We start from the raw sequence: 23,342 nt of genomic DNA on the forward strand, positions 1-23,342 counted from the left end.
GTGCGCTACCGTCGGCGGCGTCGGCCGCGCCGGAATCCTCGGCGCTGCCCGGCTACTGCGACGGCGGGAAGTCCTCGACGATGGCCGCGGCAGACTCGCCGATAATCGCGCGCATCGCCTGTTCGGCCTGCTCCTCCTCGCCCATCCTGATCGCCCGTGCCACTTCGTCGTGCAAGGCGATCGCCGCAATGTTGGGCTTCTCCGGCATCATGCCGTGATGGGTGCGACCGGCGAGTACCTCGGCAACCACCCCGGTCAGCGCCCGGAACATCTCGTTTCCGCTGGCCTCAAGCAGAGTCTGATGAAACAGCTTGTCCGCGTTGAGGTAGGCGTCCAGATCACCGGTCCGCCCGTGCACCACCATGTCCGACACCGCCGTCGCCATGATCCGGCACTGGTGCGGACTGGCCCGCCGCGCGGCCAGCGCCGCCGCCGCCGGTTCGAACCCCAGCCGCAGTTCCGAGAGTGAAACCAGTTGCGCGCTACGGTCGCCCACGTCCAGCCGCCACCGGATCACCACGGGGTCGAAGACATTCCACCTATCCGCGGGCTGGACGGTGATCCCGACCCGGCGCCGCGATTCGACCATGCCCATGGACTCCAGCACCCGGACCGCCTCCCGCGCGACGCTGCGGGACACCCCGTGCTCGGCGCTGACGCCCTCGAGTGTGAGAACCCCGCCGGCCGGGTACCGCCCGGACACGATGCCGGTGCCCAGCGCAGTCACCAGACTGCCGTGGAGCGCGCCTGCATACGGCCGATCGAGCACTGGTTGATCATGCCAGACCGACCGGAGGCCCGAAAAGAGCTACTGATTCCTGAAACGCTATTGCAATGATCTGATCATTGATGGACACTGTGTGACGTCACACACACTGATAGGGCAGAGGTCATGGCCGTTCCGATCGTCGTCATGGGAGTCTCCGGCTCCGGAAAGTCGACCGTGGGCGCCGCGCTGGCGCAGCGCCTGCGCGTCCCGTTCGCCGACGCCGACGACTTCCATCCGCCGGCCAACATCGCGAAGATGTCGGCCGGCCACCCGCTGAACGACGACGACCGCTATCCCTGGCTGGAGTCGATCGGCCAGTGGCTGGCCGGCCACCCCGACGGCGGGGTGATGAGCTGCTCCGCCTTGAAGCGCTCGTACCGGGATCAGCTGCGCCGGCACTGCCCTGACATCGAGTTCCTGCACCTGGCCGGCTCCGTCGAGACGATCGGCAGGCGGCAGGCCAGCAGGCCCGGGCACTTCATGCCCGCCAACCTGTTGCAGTCCCAGTTCCAGACGCTGGAACCGCTGGAGCCCGATGAGCGCGGTATCGCCATCGACGTCGACCAGAGTATCGACGCCATCGTCGAACGCTTCGTCAGCACAACGCATTCCCCAACAGCCGAGGAGGATTCCCAATGATTCGAGGCAATGACAGCACTGCGGTGAGGGGGCGTCGTGGAGGCGATTGATCCGGCATACGGGACCGGTACGCTGCTGCTGATCGCCGCGGCCGCGGTCGCGCTGCTGCTGTTCCTCATCATCAAGGTCAGACTGCACGCCTTCATCGCCCTGGTGCTGGTGAGCCTGCTGACCGCGCTGGCCGCCGGGATCCCGGTGGCCGACGTCCCGAGCGCGCTGACGTTCGGCTTCTCCAACACCCTCGGCTCGGTGGCCCTGCTCGTCGGCTTCGGTGTCATGATCGGCCGGCTCCTCGAGGTGACCGGTGGCGCACAGGTTCTCGCCGACACCCTCATCGGCCGGTTCGGCGAAAAGCGCGCACCGTTCGCTCTCGGTGTCGCCGCGCTGCTGTTCGGCTTCCCGATCTTCTTCGACGCCGGGCTGGTCGTCTTCCTTCCCATCATCATGACCGTCGCCCGGCGCTTCGGCGGATCGCTTCTGCTGTACGCGTTCCCGGCCGCAGGCGCCTTCGCGGCGATGCACGCCCTGGTCCCACCGCACCCCGGTCCGGTTGCGGCAGCCGAACTCCTCGGCGCCAACATCGGCCTCACCCTGCTCGTCGGGGCCCCTGTCGCGGTCGCGTCCTGGTACGTCGGCGCCTTCCTGGTGTCCCAGGTGATGGGCAGGCGGGTGCACGTCGACATCCCTACGTCGTTGTTCGGTGAGATGAACGGCGGCCGCGACACCGACACCGACGAAGCCACGGGTGCCGGCGCCACCGCGACCGCCACCCGCACCGCCCCCGCCTTTGGGACGGTGCTCGGGGTGTTGCTGTTGCCGTTCGTCCTGATCTCGTTCAACACCGTCGTCGACACACTCATGACTGCCGGGGTGATCGAGGAGGGTGCGACGTGGGCCGAGTACCTCAAGTTGATCGGCACCACCTCGATCGCGCTGCTGATCACCGTGATCGTGGCGATCCTGGTGCTGGGGTTGCGCGGCCGGTCAATGGCCACCGTCACCGACATCCTCGACAAAGCCCTCGGCCCGATCTGCGCGATCATCCTGATCACGGGCGCCGGAGGCATGTTCGGCGGAGTGCTGCGGCTCAGCGGAATCGGTGACGCGCTGAGCGGTTCACTGTCCAATCTCGGGATCTCGCTGATCCTGCAGGCGTTCGTGATCTCCACGCTGCTGCGTGTGGCGCAGGGCTCGGCGACCGTCGCGTTGACGACCACCGCCGGTCTGCTCAGTGCCGCCGTGGCCGCCGCCGAGCTGAGCAATCTCCAGCTCACGGCGCTGGTGATGGCGATCGCGGCCGGTGCCACGGTCCTGTCCCATGTCAACGACTCCGGTTTCTGGTTGGTGAGCCGGTTCTTCGGCATGGACGTCAAGACCACCCTCAAGACGTGGACGGTGATGGAGACGACCCTGGGGCTCAGCGCGTTCGTGATCAGCCTCGGATTGTGGGCGCTGGCCTGACCGCTGGACCGGCAGCTGCTCGTGGATCAACACCGGGAAATGAAAGCGTCAGCTCAATTCTAGGTCGGTCCAGCGCTTTTCAACGGCTGACCGGGTCGTGTCCGGGGTCGGCAAGCAGGGCGAGATCGGCTCGCGTCGGTGCAGCCTCCCAGTCACCGGGCGTAGTGCAGGCGAGCGCGCCACAGGCGGAGGCCACGTCCAGACACGAGCTCAGATCAGAGCCTCGCGTCGACTCGGCCAGCCAGCCCGCCACGAACGCGTCGCCGGCGCCGACGGTGTCCACCACCGTCACCCGGTGTGCGTCGCGGGACAGGCGGGTGCCGGTGCCCGTTGCCGCCACCGCACCCTGCGACCCACACTTCACCACAACCTGATCCGGGCCCAACGCGAGCAGAGCATCGAGCTGCCGCTGCCGATCGTGCTCACCGGTCACCAGCTGCGCTTCGTCCTCACCGGCGAACACGATGTGCGCTCGCGTGATGAGGTCGCGGTAGATGAGGACGGCGTCGGCGGTGTCGGCCCACAGACCGGCGCGGTGGTTGACGTCGAAAGAGATCCTCGCACCGGCCCGCCCGGCGTGGTCGATGACGCTGTGCAGCGCGGCCAACGGCCGCTCACCCAGCGCCGCGGTGATGCCGGTGACGTGGACGATCCCGGCACGGCCGATGATCTCGGCGGGGATATCGCTCGGGCACAACCTGCTGCCGGCGTGGCCGCGCCGGTAATAGGTGATACGGCTCGCTGCAGGCCGGGGACGTTCTTTGAGCATCAGCGCTGTCGAGACGTCGTGGTCCACTGTCACATGGGTTTCCACCATCTCAGCGCGCAGCTCACGCAGGATCAGCTCGCCCAGTGCATCGGCGCCCACTCGACCTATCCACGCGGCCGTGCCGCCCAGACGGGCGACGCCGATCGCGACATTGCTCTCGGCGCCCCCGAATCCGATCCGCATCCTGTTGACTCGGCACAGACTCCCCACATCGTCGGCGGTGAGCAGGCCCAGCGACTCACCTGCCGTCACCACGTCCAACCGGTGGGTGCTCACCGCGGGCGGACCGACTCGGCCGCGGCCACCGCTTGTCGGCAGGCCTGCGCCACCGCAGCGCGACCCCTATCCGCACGGGCAGTGATCCAGCTGCCGCTGACCGCGAAAACCGTGGGTAAACAGAGATATTCGCTCAGATTGCTTGGACCCACACCGCCGGACGGCATGAAGTGCACGTCGGGATAGACCTGCGAGTACGACCGCAGGCAGGCCGCCGTATCCACAGCACCGGCCGGGAAGAGCTTGAGGTGGTCAAGCCCCAGACGTACGGCCGCCTGCACTTCGGACGGCGTCATCACGCCCGGGATCACCGGGACGCCGGCGTGCCGAGCCACCTCGATGACATCCGGGTCCAGCCCGGGTGAAACCACGAATCGTGCACCCGCCTCGAGGGCTTCGTGAGCCTGCGCGGTGCTGCGTACGGTACCGGCGCCGACCAGCAGATCACCGCGTCGCGTCAACCGCCGTATCGCAGGGATGCCGTGCTGACCCCGCAAGGCCACCTCGACCACCGGCAAACCGCCATCGACGAGTCCGGCGCCGATGTCATCGACATGACCGATGTCCGCTATGGATGCCAGCGGAATCACGTTGTGCGAGAAGAGCAGATCAGTAGGCTGCATACCGTTCACCCGGCCTGCGCGAACATCGGATCGGTTCCGTACCGGTGCAGAGTTTCCGGGTCGAGGGCCACGCCGAGGCCAGGCACGTCGGGCACCGCCAGCATCCCTTCGGCGTCTAAGGCCCAGCCACCCAGGATCAGGTCGTCGATGTAGGCCGACCCGGTTTTGTACTCCACCAGATCGGTGGCGGCCAGCGCCGATGCCAGTTGCAGATCAGCTGCCAGACCGACGCCGGTATTCCACCCATGCGGCACCAGTCGGATCCCCCGGTCCTGAGCGGCCCAGCCGATCCGTCGCGACTCGCTCAACCCACCACCCTTGGTGGTGTCGGGTTGCACGATGTCGAAAGCACCGGCCTCGATGAACGGAGCGAACGACTGGCGGCGCGTGAGGACCTCACCGCCGCTGATCGGGATCTTGGAATGGCGGCGCAATGCGACGAACCCGTCGACGTCGTCGGGGGCGAGGGCCTCCTCAAACCAGGCGACATCGTAGGCGGCGAGCATGTCGGCCGTGCGTTTGGCCCAGGACAACCCGCCGGGGAAAAACGCCTCCGATCCCCCCGCGTCAACAGCGAGCATCCGGTCACCGACGGCGTCGCGCGCCGCGGCCACCGTACGCTCATCAGTCGCAGAATCGACACGCCCGAATTTCCACCACCCGATCTTGAAAGCGGTGAACCCCTGGGCGACCAGGGTCTCCAGATTCTCGGTCATCGCGGGTGTCTCGTCCATCAGCACGGATGCGTACGGGCGGACGCGATCTCGATAGCGTCCCCCGAGCAGCCGGCCGACGGGCTGCCCGAGCGCCTGACCGGCCAGGTCCCACAGCGCGATGTCGACTGCGCTGGTCGCGTGGGTCAGTGTCCCACCGCGGCCCATCCAGAAGGCGCTCTGGTGCAGAGTCTCGGTCACTCGTTCGACCTCCAGAGCACTCTGGCCGATGATCTGGGGACGCAGCAGATCCAGCGCGGCGCGCACCAACCCCTCCGCGGTGAACGAGCTACCGAGACCGACATGGCCGGTGTCGGTGTGCACTGCGACGAGCGTGTGCACAACGTCGTCGGGGCGCAGTTCGTTGGACCATCCGCCTTCCGGCGTCGCCCCGCGCAGCCCGCAGGTCTCGATGCGTTCGATCTTCATCTGGTGTGTTCCTTCGTGTTGTGAGTGCGACGGCAGCGCAGCAGTCGGCCCGGCAGCGTGCCGGTGTGCTGGCCCTCTGTGACCACGGCCGTCCCGTTGACCCAGACGTGGCGGGCCGCAGAGGCATAGGCCTGCGGTAACACCCAGGTGTCGGTGCGCGCGAGGATGTCCGGGTCAAGGACCACGACGTCGGCATACTTGTTCGGCCGCAGGTATCCACGGTCGCGGATGCGGAAGTGGTCGGCGACCATGCCGGTCATCCGGTGCACCGCGTCCTCGAACGTCAGCGTGCCCGCAGGCACGTGATGGGCCAGGTAATGCGTATGACCGAAGTAGAACAGCGGGTGCCGGGTGCGGGTGTGCAGGGCGCCATCCCGCCGGGTGGTGAAAGCGTCGACGCCCAGCAGGAAGTGGTCGTGACCGATCGCGTCTGCGAGGTGGTCCTCGGTGAACAGATGTCCGAGCAACTGCACGTTGCCGATATCGGCTCCGGCGGCGGCCAGGATGTCGAACAAGCACTCCCACTCGTCGCGGCCGTGACGAGCAGCGATCTCCGGGAACGTGAGTCCTTCCCATTCCGGATGGGTAATGGACACACCGAGACTGACCCGTTCCCAATGGCCTCGGTGGACGAAGCGCCAATACCGGTCGCAGTCAGCCCTCACCCGGGCCCGTACCTCGTTGTCGTGCAACATCTGCGCGGCTTCGGCGGCGGGACGTTCGATGAGCCATCCCGGAAGCAGCCCCGCGGCCATCCCGATCCCGTGCGGGTACGGCGTCATGTCGGCCAGCACCTCGCTGCCGCGCCGGCGCTCGTCGACGACCCGATCGACCGCCCGGTGCCATGCGCCGGGATCAGCCCCGGTCCCGTACCGGACGTTGAGGTGTGACAGTTGAGCCCGCACCCCGCCCTGATGGACCACGTCGAAGAACTCGTCGACGGCGGCGCCGAGCCCACTGTCCCGATTCCGGATGTGACTGGCATACATGCCATCCCGCCGACCGACGACACGGGCGAGGTCGGCGAGCTCCTGGCGGTCGGCGAATCGTCCGTCACCGTACTCCAACCCGCTCGACAGCCCGATAGCTCCGGCGTCGAGGGCGTCCTCTACCAGCCGAATCCGCTCCCTGCACTCGTCGACGCCGGTCGATTCGGCATTGGATCTGGCCGCCGATCGGATCGCGGTGTGACCGACGAACCACACCAAATTCTGCGCGGTCCTGGCGCTGTGCACGGTGTCCAACAAGGACCCGAAGCTGCGCCAGTCGACGGGCCCCTCGTAGCCCATCGCCCGCAGCGCACTCTGCGCGGATTCGACGGCGGCCGCCCCCAGCGGCGCGTAGGTGACACCACAGTTGCCCACCACCTCGGTAGTGACACCCTGGTGAATTGTGCTGTACGCCTCCGCATTCCCAAGCACTGACCAGTCGCTGTGGCTGTGCGGGTCGATCAAACCGGGCAGGACGTACATGCCGCTGGCGTCCACCACCCGGTGAGCCTGGACATCGTGCGACAGTCCGAGGTAGGCGATGCGGTCGTCCGTGATGCCGATGTCACAGCGCCTGGGGACTGCACCTGCGCCGTCGACGATGTCGCCCCCGACTATCAGGGTGTCAAGAGCCGGCATGTCAGAGCACCTTGCTGAGGAACTCGCGCGTTCTGGGCTCCCGAGGTGATCCGAAAAGCGCTGCTGGCTTGTCGATTTCGATGACGCTCCCGTGGTCCATGTAGATCACCCGGTCGGCTACCTCGCGTGCGAATCCCATCTCGTGGGTGACAACCACCATCGTCATCCCGTCGGCGGCCAGATCTTTCATGACGGCAAGGACCTCGCCGACGATCTCCGGATCCAGCGCTGAGGTCGGCTCGTCGAACAGCATGATCGCCGGATCCATGGCGAGCGCTCTGGCGATGGCCACCCGCTGCTTCTGACCACCGGAGAGAGAGTCGGGATAGACCTGCGCCTTGTCGGCCAGCCCGACTCGATCGAGAAGTGCCCGGCCGCGATCACGGGCCTGGCTCTTGGTGTGCTTGAGCACCCGTTGGGGAGCCAGCGCGATGTTCTCCATGACCGTCATGTGCGGGAAGAGATTGAAGTGCTGGAACACCATTCCCACATCACGGCGGATGACGGCGAGATCGGCGGGCAACTCATTGGGCCCGAGTCGGTGACCGTTGATGACGATGCTGCCGTGTGACGGGCGTTCCAGCCCATTCATACACCGCAGCAACGTGCTCTTACCCGACCCGGAAGCGCCGATGATGCACACCACCTCGCGTTCGCTGACCGAACACGAGATCCCCCGCAGTACCTCGTTGTCGCCGAAACTCAGCCGGAGGTCCTCAATTTCGATCATTTCCTTGCTCCCGGGGTCAGGTTGGTGAGCGCATCTGCGAACTTCGGCGCCGGCACTCTGGTGCCGAGTCGGCGTTCGTAGCGGCGGGACAATGTGGACAGCACGAAACAGATCACGAAGTAGAAGGCGCCGACCACGGTGTAGGCGAGTATCGGATCCGCGGTCTGCGAGCTGACGATATTGGCAGCCCGCGTCAACTCGATCAGGCCTATGACAGCCACCAGTGAGCTGTCTTTGATGAGGATGACCAGAAAACCGACGCCCGGTGGGACGATCAGGCGGGCCGCCTGCGGAAGGATGATGAAGCGCATTCGGTCGGGGTAGCTCAGGCCGAGAGCGTCCGCCGCCTCGAACTGCCCGCGCGATACGGCCTCGATACTGCCGCGCACCAACTCACCGATGTACGCCGAGGCGAAGATCGACAGCGCTATCACCGCCGCCCAGTACTCGGCGAGACCGCTGCCGGGCACCAGCAGTGGCACCCCGAAGTACACGAAGAAGATGACGAGCAGCACCGGGATACCTCGGATGATCGCGATGTAGATGGCGCTGACCCATTTCAGGGGACGCACGGTCCCGGCGGCCATCAAGCCGATCACCAGCCCCAGAAGACCGCCGAACACTACCGACAACGCGCAGATCTGGATGGTCACCACCGCGCCTTGCAGGATCAAAGAGAGGTGCTGCCAACCGAATTGTTCGAACATCACGCCACCTTCCAGGCGATGAGGCGCGTTTCGATTACCCGCGAAACGCCGGCGATGAGGAAAGCGACGCCGAAGTACATCAGGCCGCCGACGGTGAGCGTCTCGATCGTCCGGAATGTGGTTGAGGTGATGCCCAGCATCGCGTGCATGAGGTCGGGCAGTGCAATCACCGAGGTCACCGAGGATGCCAGGAACAGGAGGATGGTCTGGTTGGTGATCGCCGGCAGAACATTGCGCATCGCCGGCGGTACCCGGACCCGCCAGAAGGTGTCACGTGCGCTGAGCCCGAGCGCTTCCCCCGCTTCCCGCAGGCCTGCTGGTACAGACTGGAATCCGGCCCGATAGATCTCGGCCATGTATGCGGCGTTGTTGACCGTGAGCGCGACGATGCCCGCTGCGATCGGATCCAGGTTCACACCAGCCTGCGGCAGCGCGAAGTACACCAGATACAGCTGGAGGAGAAGCGGTGTGTTACGGATGATCTCGATGTAGGTGCCGGCCACGGCGCGCAGGGCGCGAGTGCCGGAGGTGCGCCCGGCGTAGAGGAGGATTCCCAGCGCGCCGCCGGCCAGCGCAGCGGCGAAACTCACCGCGATACTGATCGCCAGTCCCGTCAGAAGTGGACCCAGGTGGGGCAGAACGTCGCCGTAGTAGAGCTGCATCTTCGGCTGCTCGGCCTTACTTGATGAGCTCGGGGACGTCCATCCCGAGCCATCTGTTGTACGACTCGTTGGCGGCCTGCCCGATGTTGTAGTTCATGATGAAGTTGTTCAGGTAGTTCAACCACAGCTGGTCGCCCATCTTCACCCCGAAGGACACCAGCGACGGTGCCAGCGCCGGGGCGTCCAGAACCCGGACTGCGTCGCCCTCGCTGTCACGGATGTCGGCGACCACTGCTGTGCTCTCCATCAGCGCATCGACCTTCCCGCTGCGCAGTGCTTGGATCGAATCCGCCACTGCTTCGAACAAGCTGGCATTCGCCTGCGGGAACTGGGCCGCCAGGATCGTGGCCGGCACGCTTCCTCGGGTGGCGGCGACGTTCCTTCCGGTCAGGTCCTCATAGGTGCGGATGTCGCTGCCCGCGGGCACCACCACGAGTTGTCCTTCCGAGGCATACGGACGGGTCATTGCGACCACCTGCGCCCGCTCGTCCAGATTGGTCAGCGCGGCGATGATGACGTCGACCTTGCCGGTCTCAAGCATCGGGATGCGACTGGCGTTGGTGGTGCTGATGAACTCGACCTCGGCGCCCAGCGATTCGGCCAGGGCGCGCGCCTTGTCGATGTCGAATCCTTCGTACTGGCCCGAGCTGTTCATGACCCCATAGGGCGGGGCATCGGCGAATACCCCGATCGACACCTTCTTGGTTTGGAGGACCTTGGTCAGAACGCTCGGGCCGGCGCCCACCGCACCGTTCCCCGAACCCGATGACGTACAGCTGGTGACCACCAGAACCGTCATCAGCGCAACAACCACTGCCAGTAGGCCTTTTCGCATTGTCATCCTTCGGTAGAGGTCGGCGGCTCGATGGCCGTTCGGCGGCGAGGTGTGGTGCCCCACCATCCAAGTTTTTGGAGATTATCTATAATCGGTAATCTGTGCAAGGGTGTCTGAGAGAAGTTCGCGGTCCCGCGCGCTCACTGGATGCCTAGGATGAAATGCGCGCAGGCACGGCGCAGAGGGAGAAACCGCATGACTCACGCCGAGGGACTGGGTGCCACCGCTCCAGCCCCACTGGCCGCGTCGCGCCGACACCAGATTGCGGATTGGCTGCGGGAGCAGATCGTCAAAGGTCTCATCGCACCGGGAGCGCAACTCAAACAGGACGTCCTGGCCGCGCATCTGCGCACCAGCCCGGGGCCGGTCCGGGAGGCCCTGCGTCAACTCGAGAGCGAGGGACTGGTTCAGCACATCCCCAATCGCGGAGCCTTCGTCACCTCGGTGAGCTCCGACGAACTGCTCGGGGTTCTGTTGCCGGTACGGTTGGCCATCGAATCCTTCGCTGTCGGAACAGCCGGCGCGGATCCCACCACACTTGACGAGTTACGGCACCTCGTGGAACAGATGAACGTCGCCGCCCAAGCAGGTGATCTGGATCAGCTCAATGAGCTCGACGTGACGTTCCACGAATCAATCGTTCGCAGCGCGCATTCCGACCACGCACTGCAACTGTGGGCCAGCGTGCAACCCCGGATCAGAATGCAGATCCACCGCTTGGCCCGTCGGCACTCGACTCCCTTCGCAATCGCCGAAGAGCACCGGGTACTTCTCAACTCGATCGAGCATGACGAACCCGAACAACTTCGCTGTACGCTGGAAGACCACATCGTGACCAGCGCGCGTCGGCTTCTGGCGCTCGAAACCGGTTCTGCGTCAGTGATTTCCGAAACGTAGTGCCGCGCGGCTACCGCCGATCGGGTAACGGGTCACGAGTCCGACCTGACCGAGAAGATCGTCGTCGTGTCGTGAATCTTGCAGTGCGCTCGCGCGGCGATGCCGTTCCCAGTCTCACTATAGGGCCGGGGTGGGGGCTTGCGGCAAGGCCCCGTACCTCGGGCACAATCGCCGGGCCACAGGAACGCAGGGGGTTTGTATGTCGGAGATGACCGGTACGCCAGAACGATTCGTGGTTCACGAGTCAGGCGCCTACCTGCACGGCACGAAAGCCGACCTTGATGTGGGCGACCTGCTGATGCCGGGCCAGCCGTCCAACTTCGACGCGGGCCGGGTCTCGAACCACATCTACATCACCAGGACTTTGGATGCGGCGGTGTGGGCGGCCGAGCTGGCTGTCGGGGAGGGCCGCGGCCGCGTGTACATGGTCGAACCGCTCGGGGCCGTCGAGGACGACCCGAATGTGACGGACAAGAAGTTCCCGGGGAACCCGACCCACTCCTACCGCAGCCGCCAGCCGGTGAGGATCGTCGGTGAGCTCACCGACTGGGTGGGACATCCGCCCGAGCAGCTTGAGGCGTTTCGGGCCGGGCTGGAGGAGTTGCGCCGCAAAGGGCTCGACGTCATCTACGACTGAAACCGTGCCGGAGGCAGCAGGCGCGGCTACCGTCGGCCTGGTGACGCAGTCACGACCGCGACGTGCCCGGCTCTTCGCCGTCGGGGCCGTCGCGCTGATCATGGTGTCTGCGGCGTGCGGGCATCCGCTGCCCCCTACGCCGTCCACCGGCACCCCGACAGCACCGATACCGTCCGCCCCGGTGGCCGCGTCACCCGCACCCGCGGTCCCCGAGGTGACGCCGACCGGTGATTTCTCCGCCGTCTCCCGGCTCGTCGCGGAGGCGATCGCGGCGCATCGACTACCCGGCGCCGTGGTGCAGGTCGGGCACGCCGGCAAGATCGTCTTCCGGCAGGCGTTCGGCGCCCGCAAGCTCGCCGGTGAACCCGGTCTGGACGGGAAACCCTCCCCCTCCGAACCCATGACCGAGGACACCCTCTTCGACCTGGCGTCGCTGACCAAGAGCGTCGCGACCACCACTGCCGTCATGCAGCTTTATGAGCAGGGCAAGATCCGTATCGATGAACCGGTGCAGACATACCTGCCGGACTTCAACCCGGCCGGCGATCCGCGCCGCGCACAGGTGACGCTGCGCATGCTGCTCACCCACACCTCGGGCATCGCGGGTGATCTCAGTCTGGACGGCCCGTGGGGACTGGACAAGCCCGACAAAGCCCAGGGAATCCGCCGCGCGCTCGCCGCGTGGGTGGTGTTCGATCCCGGCGAGCGCTTCCACTACTCCGACATCAACTTCATCATCCTGGGCGCGCTGCTGGAGAAAATCAGCGGCGAACCCGAGGATGTCTACGTCCACGACCACGTGTTCGCCCCACTCGGGATGTCGGACTCCCGCTATCTGCCCGTCGCCAAAGCATGTGGGCCACGTCGGATCCGGGGTACGGCGATCGCACCGGATCCGCACGGACCGGAGCCGGGCCGTTGTCCGGCGGGCACGTGGAGCACCGAGCTGCTGGCGCGCGTCGCGCCGACCGCCCGGGACGAGGACGCGCCGGCCCTGAACCCCGACCACTGCCACCCGCTTCGCGGGACCGTGCACGACCCCACGGCCCGCCGCATGGGCGGGGTGTCCGGAAGCGCCGGGGTGTTCTCCACCGTGCACGATCTGGGCCGGTTCGCGCAGGCTCTGCTCGACCGGCTCGCCCACCGCCCCAGCGCTTTTCCGCTGCGGCAGCCGAGCGCCGAGGCGATGACGACGCCGCAGCAGCCCGGACACGATCCCGCTCAGATCGAGGCGGGACAGGATCTGCGCGGTCTCGGCTGGGACATCGACACCGCGCACTCCAGGCCCCGAGGGTCGGTCTTCCCTGTCGGTAGCTTCGGCCACACCGGCTTCACCGGGGTGTCACTGTGGATGGACCCGCGGTCGGACACCTACGTGATCGTGCTGGCGAATGTGATCCATCAGCGCGGCGGTCCACCGATCGCGCCGCTGAGCGGCGCGGTGGCCACCGAAGCGGCCCGTGCGCTGCATCTTTACGGCAGCTAGCCGGCCGGCGCACTGTGGCGGAGATTACCTCGTGCTCCGCACAACGGCTCGGATGCGGGGAAATGTCGGTCCGGCCGTCTACCATTCCTGCGGCACCCCGCCCAGCCTCGACGGAAAGCAACAGCAGTGAGTTACACCGCCGCCGACATCACCGAGCTCGACGATGTCCAGCACACACGCCTGCGGCCGGCGGTCAACCTCGGTCTCGACGTCCTGAACACCGCCTTGCGCGAGCTGATCGACAACGCGGTCGAAGAGGTGGCCGATCCGGGTCACGGCGGATCATGCGTGACCATCACCCTGCACGCCGACGGCTCGGTCAGCGTCGCCGACGACGGCCGCGGACTGCCCGTCGACACGGACCCGACGACCGGCAAGAACGGCATCGTCAAGACCCTCGGCACCGCCCGGGCGGGCGGCAAGTTCTCCGCGCACACCGACGCGGCCAGCACGGGCGCCGGCCTGAACGGCATCGGCGCCGCCGCCGCGGTCTTCATCTCCGCCCGCACCGACGTGACCGTCCGCCGGGGCGGCAAGACCTACCTGCAGAGCTTCGGCCGCGGCTACCCCGGCGTGTTCGAGGGCAAGGACTTCGATCCGGACGCCCCGTTCACCCGCGCCGACACGCAGAAACTGCGCGGTACCGGTAACCGCAAGCCCGACGCGCACGGCACCACGGTGCGCATCCTGTTCGATCCGGCCGTCGTACCGGATTCCACCGTCGACATCGGCGAGGTGCTGCTCCGCGCCCACGCCGCGGCGCGCATGTCCCGCGGTGTGCACCTGGTCGTCGTCGACGAAGGCTGGCCCGGCGACGAGGTGCCGCCGGCGCTGCTCGAACCGTTCAGCGGGCCCTGGGGTACCGACACACTGCTCGATCTCATGTGCACCGCCGCCGGCACGCCCGCACCGGAGGTACGGGCGGAGGTGGAAGGCCGCGGCGAGTACACCACCGGGCGCGGGCCGACCCCGTTCCGCTGGTCACTGACCGCCGGCCCGGCCGAACCCGCGACGGTCGCCGCGTTCTGCAACACGGTGCGAACCCCCGGCGGCGGATCACACCTGACCGCCGCGGTGAAGGGCCTCTCCGAGGCCCTGGCCGACCGCGCCTCCCGGATCCGCGACCTGGGCCTCGCCAAGGGCGAGGACGGCCCGGAACCGCAGGACTTCGCCGCGGTCACCGCGCTGGCCGTCGACACCCGCGCACCGGACGTGGCGTGGGACTCCCAGGCCAAGACGGCGGTGTCCTCGCGGTCGCTGAATCTGGCGATGGCCCCCGATGTGGCCCGCAGCGTGACCATCTGGGCGGCCAACCCCGCGAACGCCGACGCGGTGTCACTGTGGACGAAGCTGGCGCTGGAATCGGCCAGGGCACGGCGCAGCGCCGAAGGGGCCAAGGCCCGGTCCCGCGCGGCGTCGAAAGCCAAGGGCCTGGGAACCAACCTGTCGTTGCCGCCGAAGTTGCTGCCCAGCAGGGAAACCGGGCGCGGATCCGGTGCCGAGCTGTTTCTCTGCGAGGGTGATTCGGCGCTGGGCACTATCAAGGCCGCGCGCGACGCCACGTTCCAGGCCGCATTCCCGCTGAAAGGCAAGCCTCCCAACGTCTACGGGTTCGCCCTGAGCAAGGCGCGGGCCAAAGACGAGTTCGATTCGATCGAACGCATCCTGGGCTGCGGGGTGCGCGACAACTGCGACCCGGAACTGTGCCGCTACGACCGGATCTTGTTCGCCTCCGACGCCGACCCCGACGGCGGCAACATCAACTCGAGCCTGATCTCGATGTTTCTGGACTTCTACCGCCCGCTCGTCGAGGCGGGGATGGTGTACGTGACGCTGCCGCCGCTGTTCGTGGTCAAGGACGGGCAGCAGCGCATCTACTGCCAGGACGAGTCCGAGCGCGACGCCGCGGTGGCGCAGCTGAAGGCCACCTCCAAACGCAAGGTCGAGGTGCAGCGCAACAAGGGCCTCGGCGAGATGGACGCCGACGACTTCTGGAACACCGTGCTGGATCCGCAGCGGCGCACCGTGATCCGGGTGCATCCCGACGACGGCGAGAAGAAGCTGCACCACACGTTGTTCGGCGGACCGCCCGAGGGCCGGCGCACGTGGATGGCCGATGTCGCCGCCCGCGTCGACACCGCCTCGCTGGACCTGACGTAGGGGAATCACCGTGACCGCCACCCTGGACGTTCCCGAACAGAACCCGGACCTGGTCCTCGACCAGAGCGCCGACGAGTACTGGAACCACTACCAGCTGACCTTCGCGCTCTACAGCGTCAGCGACCGCGCCATTCCGTCGGCGTTCGACGGCCTCAAGCCCGGCCAGCGGCGCCTGCTCTACCAGATGCACGAATCGCGACTGCTGCCCGGAAACAAGCCGCAGAAGTCGTCGAAGGTGTGCTCGGCGGTCACCGGCAACCTGCACCCGCACGGTGGCGCGTCGATGTACGGCGCCGCCGCACTGATGGCCGCCGACTTCCAGCGTGTGAAAGTCATTGACGGACAAGGCGCTTTCCCCCGCATACAGGGCGACATCCCGGCGGCCGACCGCTACACCGAGATGCGGTTGTCACCGCCCGGTGCGGCGCTGACCGCCGAACTCGACAGCCACGCGGTGCCGATGGTGCCGACGTTCGACGGCGAGTGGACCGAGCCCACCGTGCTCCCGGCCCAGTGGCCGGTGCTGCTGTGCAACGGCGCCGTCGGCATCGCCGAGGGATGGGCCACCAAGGTGCCCGCCCACAATCCCCGGGAGATCATGGCCGCGTGCCGGGCGCTGCTGAAGACGCCGAACATGACCGACGACCGGCTGGTCAAACTCATCCCGGGCCCCGACTGGGGGTGCGGGGCCTCCGTGGTCGGTACGGCCGGGCTGCGGGAATACATCACCACCGGCCGCGGCCAGTTCACGGTGCGCGGCACCGTGTCGGTCGACGGCAAGAACTGCATCATCACCGAGCTGCCTCCGGGTGTCGCGAGTAACACCGTGCAGGAACGGATCCGGGCGCTGGTGGAGTCCGGCGAGATGTCCGGGGTGGCGGACATGTCGGACCTGACCGACCGACGCAACGGGCTGCGCATCGTGGTCACCGCCAAACGCGGCCACAGTGCCGAGCAGATCCGCGACCAGCTGCTCGCGCTGACCCCGCTGGAGTCGACCTTCGCCGCCAGCCTGGTCGCGCTCGACGAGAACCGGGTGCCGCGCTGGTGGTCGGTGCGCGAGCTGATCGCCGCGTTCCTGTCGCTGCGGGATTCGGTGGTGCTGCACCGCAGCGAATACCGGCTGGAGAAGGTCACCGCCCGGCGCCACCTGGTGGCCGGTCTGATGACCATCCACCTCGACATCGACGCCGCGGTCGCGGTCATCCGCGGTTCCGACACCGTCGACGAGGCCCGTCAGGGCCTGCAGGAGCGGTTCGGAATCGACGCGGTGCAGGCCGATTACGTTCTGGCGCTTCAACTTCGCCGACTCACCAAGCTCGACGTCATCGAACTGCGGGCCGAGGCGGAGAAGCTGGACGCCGAGTTCGCCGAGCTCACCGAGTTGGTGGCCAACCCCGACGCGCGCCGCAAGGTGATCGATCAGGAGCTCGTCGAGACCGCGAAGCTGTTCAAGGGCCCCGAGTTCGATCGCCGCACGGTCCTCGACTACGACGCCACCCCGGTGTCCTCCGGTTCGAACGAGGACGGGCCGCGTGAGCGCAAGGTCAACACTGCCTGGCGCCTGGACGATCGCGGGGTGTTCTCCGACAGCCACGGCGAGTTGCTCACCGGCGGCCTCGGCTGGGCGGTGTGGACCGACGGCCGGATCAAGTTCACCACCGGCGGTGGCTTGCCGTACAAGATCCGCGATATCCCGGTCGCGCCGGACATCACCGGGCTGCTGCGGTCGGGGGTGCTTCCGTCCGGCTACCACCTGGCGCTCGTGACGCGACGCGGCAAGATCCTGCGCATCGACCCCGCCGCGGTGAACCCGCAGGGCGTGGCGGGCAACGGCGTGGCCGGCGTCAAGCTGTCCGGCGACGGGGACGAGGTGATCGCCGCGCTGCCGGTGTCGTGCGGCAACGGCGAGGCGATCCTGTCCGTGGCCGAAAAGAGTTGGAAGGTCACTGAAGTCGCCGACATTCCGGTCAAGGGCCGCGGCGGCGCCGGCGTCGGTTTCCATCCGTTCGTCAAGGGTGAGGACGCCGTGCTGGCGGCATCGATCTCGGCGACCGGGTACGTGCGCGGCAAGAAAGCCGTGCGCGCGGAGAACCGCGCCAAGGCGGCGATCAAGGGCTCGGGCGTGGAGGTGACCCCGGCGGGGTGACGGCGGGCAGGTCCGTGATGCACTCCGGCGGAGGTGCACATCGTGTCAACCCGAGCGCAGCTGTGCGGCGAGGTACGGCGCGGTGCGGCTTCGCTTGTGAGCCGCGACCACAGCCGGGGGCCCGGCTACCACCACGGTGCCGCCCTCGTCGCCGCCGCCAGGCCCGAGGTCGATGACGTGATCCGCCCCCGCCACCACCGACATGTCGTGCTCGGCCACCACCACGGTGTTGCCGGCATCGACGAGCCGGTGCAGCTGATTCTCCAGCAGTTCGACATCGGCCGGGTGCAGCCCCGTGGTGGGTTCGTCGAGCACGTAGAGTGTGTGACCGCGCTTGGCGCGCTGCAATTCCGTGGCCAGCTTGATGCGTTGCGCCTCGCCGCCGGACAGTTCGGTCGCGGGCTGCCCCAGCCGCAGGTAGCCAAGGCCCACATCCCGTAGCGTCGTCAAACTCCTTGCCGCGCTGGGTAGATCGCTCAGGAAGTCGGCCGCCTCGTCGACGGTGAGGGCCAGCACGTCGGCGATGGTGCGGCCGCGGTAGGTGACCTCGAGGGTCTCGTCCGAGTAACGGGCGCCGTGACACGAGGGACAGGTGGCATAGGTGCCCGGCAGGAACAACAGTTCGACCGCCACGAAACCCTCACCCTGACAGGTGGGGCAGCGGCCCTCGGCGACGTTGAACGAGAAGCGGCCTGCGCTCCAGCCTCGCCGACGGGCTTCGTCGGTGCCGGCGAACGCCTTACGGACTGCGTCGAAAAGCCCGGTGTAGGTCGCCAGGTTCGACCGCGGAGTGCGTCCGATCGGCCGCTGGTCCACGGTAACCAGACGGTCGATCAATTCGGCGCCCTCGACGGTCACCCCCACACTGGAGTCGGCGTCGATGTCCAGCAGTTCGGCCTCACCGTCGGCGCCGACGTCGTCGGGTTCGACGGAGTTTCCCAACTGCCTTGCCATCACATCGCCGAGCACCTTGCAGACCAGCGTCGACTTGCCTGATCCTGACACCCCCGTGACGGCAACGAACACCCCCAAGGGAATCTCGACGTCGACGTCATGCAGGTTGTGGAAAGTGATGCCGCGCAACCGCATAACGCCAGACGGCGTGCGTGCGGATCGCTGGGCGGGCGGTCCGCCGGCGAACAGGAAACGACGGGTGACCGACGACTCGACGTCCGCGAGGCCGGCCACCGGCCCGCTGTAGAGCACGTCGCCGCCCCACTCACCGGCGCCGGGGCCCACATCGACGATCCAGTCGGCGCGGCGCACCACATCCATGTCGTGCTCGACCACGAACAACGAATTCCCGGCGCGCCGGAGCCTGTCCAACACGTTGAGCAGCGGTTCGGCGTCGGCCGGATGAAGACCGGCCGACGGCTCGTCGAGCACGTAGAGGACGCCGAACAGCCCGGCCCGCAGCTGGGTGGCCAGCCGCAGACGCTGCAGTTCGCCGGGCGACACCGTCGGTGTGCGGCGGTTCAGGCTCAGGTAGCCGAGCCCCAAGTCGACCAGCACGGCGATCCGGGCCACCAGATCGGAAGCGATCATGGTTGCCACTTCGGTGAATTCACCCGACTCGGTGGATTCGTAGGCCGCGGCAAATCCCGTCCTGATCGCCGCCGGCGTCAGAACTTCAGTGAGCGCCGTCAGTGGTAGGGCCGACAGCTCGGCGATGTTGCGGCCGGCGAATGTCACCGCCAGCGCTTCGGGTCGCAGCCCGGTGCCGCCGCAGACAGGGCAATCGGTGCTGTGCACGAACTGCAACACCCGGCGCCGCATCGCCGCGCTCTGCGAGTTGGCCAGCGTGTGGCGAACGTGGCGTTCGGCGCTGGAGAAGGTGCCGTTGTAGTAGTAGTCCGCGGTGACCGGATTCTGGCTCGGATCGATCTCAACGGTCGGTTGGTCCTCGGTGAAGAGAATCCACTCCCGTTGCCGTTTGGGAAGTTTGCGCCACGGTTTGTCGATGTCGTAGCCGAGCGTGATGAGGATGTCCCGGAGATTCTGCCCCTGCCAGGCTCCGGGCCAGGCCGCCACCGCGCCTTCGCGGATGGTCAGCGACGGGTCGGGCACCAGCGTCTGCTCGGTCACCTCGTGGATGCGTCCCAGACCGTGGCATTTCGGGCACGCGCCGATCGTGGTGTTCGGGGAGAACGCGTCGGAATCCAGGCGCTCCGTGGCCCCGGGCGGATAGGTGCCGGCGCGGGAGAACAACATGCGCAGCAGGTTCGACAGCGTGGTCACGGTACCGACGGTCGACCGCGACGTCGCACTGCCGCGGCGCTGCTGCAGCGCGACCGCCGGCGGCAGCCCGGTGATGTCATCGACCTTCGGGGCGTCCTGCGGCAGCAGCAACCGGCGCGCATATGGCGCCACCGACTCGAAATAGCGGCGCTGGGCCTCGGCGTAGATGGTGCCGAACGCCAGGGACGACTTCCCGGATCCCGACACCCCGGTGAATACGACGAAGGAATCGCGGGGGGCGGCGACATCCACCGACTTGAGGTTGTGCACACGGGACGCGTAGACCCGAAGGTACGGGTCCGGCTGGTGTGCCTCTGGTCGGGTACCGCCGTCCATCTGCACCATTGTGGACGACGCGGCGGCCGGTGCGCCGTACGAGCAGCTCAGAACCCGCTGGGACCGCGCCGGCTGCGATGTCAGGAGGTGAGCGCTCCCGGTCACCGGAAACCGACCACGGCGGACTCGGCGCCCAGTCGATCAGCCGACTAGCGGCAGTATGGAGCGATGGATGTCTTGGTGGTCGGGGCCGGACCCGCCGGGTTGGCGCTGGCCGGGGCCTGTGCCCGGCTCGGACTGGCCACCGGGGTGCTCGACCCGGCGCCGGACCGGCCGTGGCTGGCGACGTACGGGCTGTGGAGTCGGGAACTCCCCGCCGACCTGCCCGAATCCGTGGTCGCGGCCCGATCGGCCGGCCGGGCGATCGCGCTGACGGAGCACACGCTGGGGTGGGAGTACGCCGTACTCGACGTACCGGCGCTGCGTGCGCACCTGACCGACCAGTTGACCGGCGTGCGAGTCCATCGCGGCCGCGCCGTGGGATCCCCGCAGCCGGGGGTGGTCGCCCTGGCGGACGGGACACAGCTGCGCGCCTCGGTCGTCGTGGACGCCACCGGCCGGTGGCGCCCGCTGGACCGCCCGTCGCCGGAACGCACCCCTGCCGAACAGACCGCGTATGGATTGATCGTCGGCGAAGATGCGGCCGCGCCATGGGTCGCCCCCGGCGATGCGCTGTTCATGGACTGGCGCGCCGATCACGGCGAAACCGGTTGGCCGACTTTCCTCTACGCCGTTCCGCTGGGTGGCGGCCGGGTGCTGCTGGAGGAGACATCACTGGCGCGTCGGCCCGGCCTGCCGCTGGCGACGCTGCGGCGAAGGCTCCACTCGCGGCTGGCGCGGCACGGCATTGCGGTCCCGGAAGACGCACGCAGCGAGAAGGTTTCGTTTCGAGTCGACCATCCCCGGCATCGCGGCCACGGCGTGCTCGGATTCGGAGCGGCCGCGCCCCTGATCCACCCGGCGACCGGATTCAGCGTGGCGGCCTCGTTGACGCTCGCCCCGCGGGTGGCCGGCGCTCTCGCGGCCGGCCTGCCCGACGGTCCGGACAAAGCGCTGGCTGCCGCCCAGGACATGGTCTGGCCGCTCGCGGCACGTGTGGTTCACCGCCTGCGGCGCATCGGTTTGGAAGCGCTGCTGCGGATGCCTCCGGGCGAGGTGCCCGGCTTCTTCGATCAGTTCTTCGCTCTGCCCGACACCGACCGCTGGACCTACCTGACTGCGCGCGACGATCTTCGCGGAAATCTCGTCACGCACGGTCGGCTCTTTCGGGTGTCGAGCGGCCGGTTGCGTCGTCGCCTCGTGCTGCCGGCCGTGCTGCCGCCACTGCGCACCAATGACACGGTGGGCTCGGCTCGATGACCGCCGGTCGCGCGGGTCGGTCGCGGGGTACAGCGTTGACCCGGCCCTCTGGTCGAAAACCCTCTCGAAGGAGACTCATGCGTCGGCGGCCGCTGCTGAATCGGGCGATCACGGGAACGGCGTTCGTCTGTGCCGCGCTGCTCGTCAGCGGTTGTGAGGCCCAGGTCTGGGGTACGCCCCCGGCCGCCGGGGACGGCCCGCAGGCGACCGTCGCCGCCCCGCAGGCCCCGCCTCCTGCACTGCCGCAAGCCCCTCCTGACCGGCCGGCCGAGTCATTCGCCGGGCTCGACGCACGGGTGCAGCAAGCCACCGCCGACGCTGCCGCGTCCGGGGCCGACATCGAGATCGCCGTATTGGACCGCAACACCGGCCAGGTCGTCTCCAACGGGGCCGACAAGCCCTTCCCGATCGCCTCGGTGGTCAAGCTGTTCATCGCCGACGACCTGCTGCTGCAGGCGTCGCAGAGCGAGACGCCGCTCTCCCCCGCCGACCGCAAGTCACTCGACGTCATGCTTCGCTCCTCCGATGACAGCGCCGCCCAGAACTTCTGGGACCGCGGCGGGCAGAACGCCGTGATCGCGCGCATCGTCGACCGGTACGGATTGACGGGCACCATGGCCCCCTACAACGGGCACTGGGATGTCACCCAAAGCACGGCAGGCGATCTCGTCCGCTACTACGACATGCTGCTGGACGGCACCGGAGGGCTACCGCCCGAACAGGCCGACGTCATCGTCGACAACCTCGCGAGATCCACTCCGACAGGAACCGACGGCTACCCGCAGCGCTTCGGCATCCCCGACGGGCTCAACGCCGAACCCGTTGCGGTCAAACAGGGTTGGTTCTGCTGCTGGAACGGCGGCAACCAGTTGCACGTATCCACCGGCGTGATCGGCCCCGACCGCCGCTACGTGATGGCGATCAGCTCGCTGGACCCGACCGATGAGGCCAGCGCCCGCGAGAACATCACCCAGGCAGTCAGGACGATGTTCCCCGGCGGCCGAATCTGACGCTACTCGATACCGTCACCGCGGCTTCGTCGGAAGGGCCTGAACGCACCGGCGCCGCAGTGCCGTTGTAGGCCAACGGGTTTGGCATCACACCATCGAGGGTCGCCGGCAGACTGCGATGGTCAGCTGGAGCCCTGGGCGTCGAGAGACGCCTCGTACGCCTTGGTCAGCCAGTACACGGTGCGATCGAGGGTCGGAAGAATATCGGTGATGGCGATCTCGCCGGCGGCGAATCTGCCGAGCAGCCCGTAGATGACATTCGACAGGATCGCATCCAGGCTGGCCACGAACTCGTCGTCCACACCGGCCAGCAGCTCCAGGCCGGCCGGGCCCACGATGTCCAGCCCACGCCGGAACAGTTTCAGCCCCCCCGGCGCCGACCGCACCCGGAAATACGCCGTGAGCATGCCGGGATGGCGCTCCCATGGCTCGAAGATGGTCCGCATCAGCCCCATCAGAGCGGCGTAGAGCGTGGTTCCCGGCTCCCGTGGCCGCGCTTGCACCCCTGAGTACCGGTGCTCGGCCAGCCAGACCTCGATGGCCGCGACGATCAGTTCGTCACGGGTGCCGTACCGCTTGTAGATGGTGGCCAGAGAAGTCCGAGCACGCCGGGCGACTTCACGAAGTTGCACCGCTTCATAGCCTTCGGTTTCGAGGATGTCCACCACGACGGCCACGATGCGGTCGTCGCCACCGCGCCCCCCGCTATCCGGGTCAGCCACCCGAACCCCCTTGCCGTGTCTGAGTAACTCAGTTACCGTACCTGGTGTAACCGTGTTACTCATTCCCGAGCGGTGTGCACGACGTGGCCCGCGGTACGAAACGAGGA

At 67.6% G+C, this 23,342-nt stretch carries 20 protein-coding genes; 9 read left to right on the top strand and 11 right to left on the bottom strand.

Translation table 11 applies throughout. The features are described from left to right. Positions 1-52: 52 nt before the first annotated feature. Positions 53-769: a FadR/GntR family transcriptional regulator gene (locus KXD97_RS06970; RefSeq protein WP_260756029.1), complete on the bottom strand. Its 717-nt coding sequence runs from the start codon at positions 767-769 to the stop codon at positions 53-55. 123 nt (positions 770-892) lie between these two features. Between KXD97_RS06970 and KXD97_RS06975 the strand changes: the two genes are divergently transcribed. After that, positions 893-1,408, top strand: coding sequence for a gluconokinase (locus tag KXD97_RS06975; RefSeq protein WP_260756030.1), 516 nt, complete (start codon positions 893-895; stop codon positions 1,406-1,408). A 36-nt stretch (positions 1,409-1,444) separates the two neighbouring features. Continuing rightward, a complete protein-coding gene (locus KXD97_RS06980; protein ID WP_260756031.1) occupies positions 1,445-2,869 on the top strand; it encodes a GntP family permease in 1,425 nt (474 codons plus the stop codon). 79 nt (positions 2,870-2,948) lie between these two features. On the opposite strand, the gene KXD97_RS06985 is transcribed toward KXD97_RS06980, so the two are convergent. Genes KXD97_RS06985 through KXD97_RS07020 form a run of 8 tightly spaced genes read right to left on the bottom strand, consistent with a single transcriptional unit; the run spans position 2,949 to position 10,205 of the window. Continuing rightward, positions 2,949-3,914: a sugar kinase gene (locus tag KXD97_RS06985; RefSeq protein ID WP_260756032.1), complete on the bottom strand. Its 966-nt coding sequence runs from the start codon at positions 3,912-3,914 to the stop codon at positions 2,949-2,951. Continuing rightward, positions 3,911-4,537, bottom strand: a complete 627-nt coding sequence (locus tag KXD97_RS06990) for a bifunctional 4-hydroxy-2-oxoglutarate aldolase/2-dehydro-3-deoxy-phosphogluconate aldolase (protein ID WP_260756033.1) — start codon at positions 4,535-4,537, stop codon at positions 3,911-3,913. Before KXD97_RS06990 ends, KXD97_RS06985 begins: the two co-directional genes overlap by 4 nt. 5 nt (positions 4,538-4,542) lie before the next feature. After that, on the bottom strand, positions 4,543-5,679 hold the full coding sequence (locus KXD97_RS06995; protein ID WP_260756034.1) for a mandelate racemase/muconate lactonizing enzyme family protein: 1,137 nt from the start codon (positions 5,677-5,679) through the stop codon (positions 4,543-4,545). Next, entirely contained in the window at positions 5,676-7,307 is a 1,632-nt protein-coding gene (locus KXD97_RS07000) for an amidohydrolase family protein (protein WP_260756035.1), read from the bottom strand. The genes KXD97_RS06995 and KXD97_RS07000 overlap by 4 nt, the downstream gene beginning before the upstream one ends. 1 nt (position 7,308) lies before the next feature. Beyond that, complete coding sequence (locus tag KXD97_RS07005; RefSeq protein ID WP_260756036.1) at positions 7,309-8,037, bottom strand: amino acid ABC transporter ATP-binding protein; 729 nt, start codon at positions 8,035-8,037, stop codon at positions 7,309-7,311. Beyond that, positions 8,034-8,744 (bottom strand): amino acid ABC transporter permease, encoded by a 711-nt coding sequence (locus KXD97_RS07010; protein ID WP_260756037.1) that lies wholly within the window; start codon positions 8,742-8,744, stop codon positions 8,034-8,036. Before KXD97_RS07010 ends, KXD97_RS07005 begins: the two co-directional genes overlap by 4 nt. Then, the gene (locus KXD97_RS07015) at positions 8,744-9,406 is read right to left on the bottom strand and encodes an amino acid ABC transporter permease (RefSeq protein ID WP_260756038.1); all 663 of its coding nucleotides are present in this window, start codon (positions 9,404-9,406) and stop codon (positions 8,744-8,746) included. The genes KXD97_RS07010 and KXD97_RS07015 overlap by 1 nt, the downstream gene beginning before the upstream one ends. A gap of 16 nt (positions 9,407-9,422) precedes the next feature. Further along, positions 9,423-10,205 carry a transporter substrate-binding domain-containing protein gene (locus KXD97_RS07020; protein ID WP_260756039.1) on the bottom strand — a complete coding sequence of 261 codons (783 nt, stop codon included), beginning with the start codon at positions 10,203-10,205 and terminating at the stop codon, positions 9,423-9,425. 231 nt (positions 10,206-10,436) lie between these two features. Here KXD97_RS07020 and KXD97_RS07025 point away from each other — a divergent pair, with 231 nt between their 5' ends. The 5 genes from KXD97_RS07025 (at position 10,437) to KXD97_RS07045 (ending at position 17,570) form a co-directional block, all read left to right on the top strand. Continuing rightward, positions 10,437-11,138 (top strand): GntR family transcriptional regulator, encoded by a 702-nt coding sequence (locus KXD97_RS07025; RefSeq protein ID WP_260756040.1) that lies wholly within the window; start codon positions 10,437-10,439, stop codon positions 11,136-11,138. Positions 11,139-11,337: 199 nt separating this feature from the next. Next, positions 11,338-11,775 carry an NAD(+)--rifampin ADP-ribosyltransferase gene (gene arr, locus KXD97_RS07030; RefSeq protein ID WP_396884763.1) on the top strand — a complete coding sequence of 146 codons (438 nt, stop codon included), beginning with the start codon at positions 11,338-11,340 and terminating at the stop codon, positions 11,773-11,775. 40 nt (positions 11,776-11,815) lie between these two features. Then, positions 11,816-13,261 (top strand): serine hydrolase, encoded by a 1,446-nt coding sequence (locus KXD97_RS07035; RefSeq protein WP_260756042.1) that lies wholly within the window; start codon positions 11,816-11,818, stop codon positions 13,259-13,261. Between the two features lie 126 nt (positions 13,262-13,387). Next, entirely contained in the window at positions 13,388-15,421 is a 2,034-nt protein-coding gene (locus tag KXD97_RS07040) for a toprim domain-containing protein (protein ID WP_260756043.1), read from the top strand. 10 nt (positions 15,422-15,431) lie between these two features. Then, positions 15,432-17,570 (top strand): DNA gyrase subunit A, encoded by a 2,139-nt coding sequence (locus tag KXD97_RS07045; RefSeq protein WP_260756044.1) that lies wholly within the window; start codon positions 15,432-15,434, stop codon positions 17,568-17,570. A 45-nt stretch (positions 17,571-17,615) separates the two neighbouring features. Here the strand turns inward: KXD97_RS07045 and KXD97_RS07050 are convergent, their stop codons facing one another. Further along, positions 17,616-20,144, bottom strand: a complete 2,529-nt coding sequence (locus KXD97_RS07050) for an excinuclease ABC subunit UvrA (RefSeq protein WP_260756045.1) — start codon at positions 20,142-20,144, stop codon at positions 17,616-17,618. A gap of 168 nt (positions 20,145-20,312) precedes the next feature. On the opposite strand from KXD97_RS07050, the gene KXD97_RS07055 reads away from it, so the two are divergent. Then, on the top strand, positions 20,313-21,503 hold the full coding sequence (locus KXD97_RS07055) for a lycopene cyclase family protein (RefSeq protein ID WP_260756046.1): 1,191 nt from the start codon (positions 20,313-20,315) through the stop codon (positions 21,501-21,503). 77 nt (positions 21,504-21,580) lie between these two features. Then, positions 21,581-22,513 (top strand): class A beta-lactamase-related serine hydrolase, encoded by a 933-nt coding sequence (locus KXD97_RS07060; protein WP_260756047.1) that lies wholly within the window; start codon positions 21,581-21,583, stop codon positions 22,511-22,513. 122 nt (positions 22,514-22,635) lie between these two features. Here KXD97_RS07060 and KXD97_RS07065 read toward each other — a convergent pair whose 3' ends face one another. Then, positions 22,636-23,235, bottom strand: a complete 600-nt coding sequence (locus KXD97_RS07065; RefSeq protein ID WP_260756048.1) for a TetR family transcriptional regulator — start codon at positions 23,233-23,235, stop codon at positions 22,636-22,638. Between the last annotated feature and the right edge of the window lie 107 nt (positions 23,236-23,342).

This window comes from Mycobacterium sp. SMC-8, assembly GCF_025263565.1.
In the GTDB taxonomy this organism is placed as follows: Bacteria; Actinomycetota; Actinomycetes; order Mycobacteriales; family Mycobacteriaceae; genus Mycobacterium.

What these genes read in the sequence shown, in the direction of transcription:
- KXD97_RS07020 (WP_260756039.1), bottom strand. Translation starts at nt 10,205, where the DNA reads ATGACGGTTCTGGTGGTCACCAGCTGTACGTCATCGGGTTCGGGGAAC.
- KXD97_RS07005 (WP_260756036.1), bottom strand. Translation starts at nt 8,037, where the DNA reads ATGATCGAAATTGAGGACCTCCGGCTGAGTTTCGGCGACAACGAGGTA.
- KXD97_RS07060 (WP_260756047.1), top strand. Translation starts at nt 21,581, where the DNA reads ATGCGTCGGCGGCCGCTGCTGAATCGGGCGATCACGGGAACGGCGTTC.
- KXD97_RS07000 (WP_260756035.1), bottom strand. Translation starts at nt 7,307, where the DNA reads ATGCCGGCTCTTGACACCCTGATAGTCGGGGGCGACATCGTCGACGGC.
- KXD97_RS07025 (WP_260756040.1), top strand. Translation starts at nt 10,437, where the DNA reads ATGACTCACGCCGAGGGACTGGGTGCCACCGCTCCAGCCCCACTGGCC.
- KXD97_RS07050 (WP_260756045.1), bottom strand. Translation starts at nt 20,144, where the DNA reads ATGGACGGCGGTACCCGACCAGAGGCACACCAGCCGGACCCGTACCTT.
- KXD97_RS06995 (WP_260756034.1), bottom strand. Translation starts at nt 5,679, where the DNA reads ATGAAGATCGAACGCATCGAGACCTGCGGGCTGCGCGGGGCGACGCCG.
- KXD97_RS07055 (WP_260756046.1), top strand. Translation starts at nt 20,313, where the DNA reads ATGGATGTCTTGGTGGTCGGGGCCGGACCCGCCGGGTTGGCGCTGGCC.
- KXD97_RS06975 (WP_260756030.1), top strand. Translation starts at nt 893, where the DNA reads ATGGCCGTTCCGATCGTCGTCATGGGAGTCTCCGGCTCCGGAAAGTCG.
- arr (WP_396884763.1), top strand. Translation starts at nt 11,338, where the DNA reads ATGTCGGAGATGACCGGTACGCCAGAACGATTCGTGGTTCACGAGTCA.
- KXD97_RS07010 (WP_260756037.1), bottom strand. Translation starts at nt 8,744, where the DNA reads ATGTTCGAACAATTCGGTTGGCAGCACCTCTCTTTGATCCTGCAAGGC.
- KXD97_RS06990 (WP_260756033.1), bottom strand. Translation starts at nt 4,537, where the DNA reads ATGCAGCCTACTGATCTGCTCTTCTCGCACAACGTGATTCCGCTGGCA.
- KXD97_RS07015 (WP_260756038.1), bottom strand. Translation starts at nt 9,406, where the DNA reads ATGCAGCTCTACTACGGCGACGTTCTGCCCCACCTGGGTCCACTTCTG.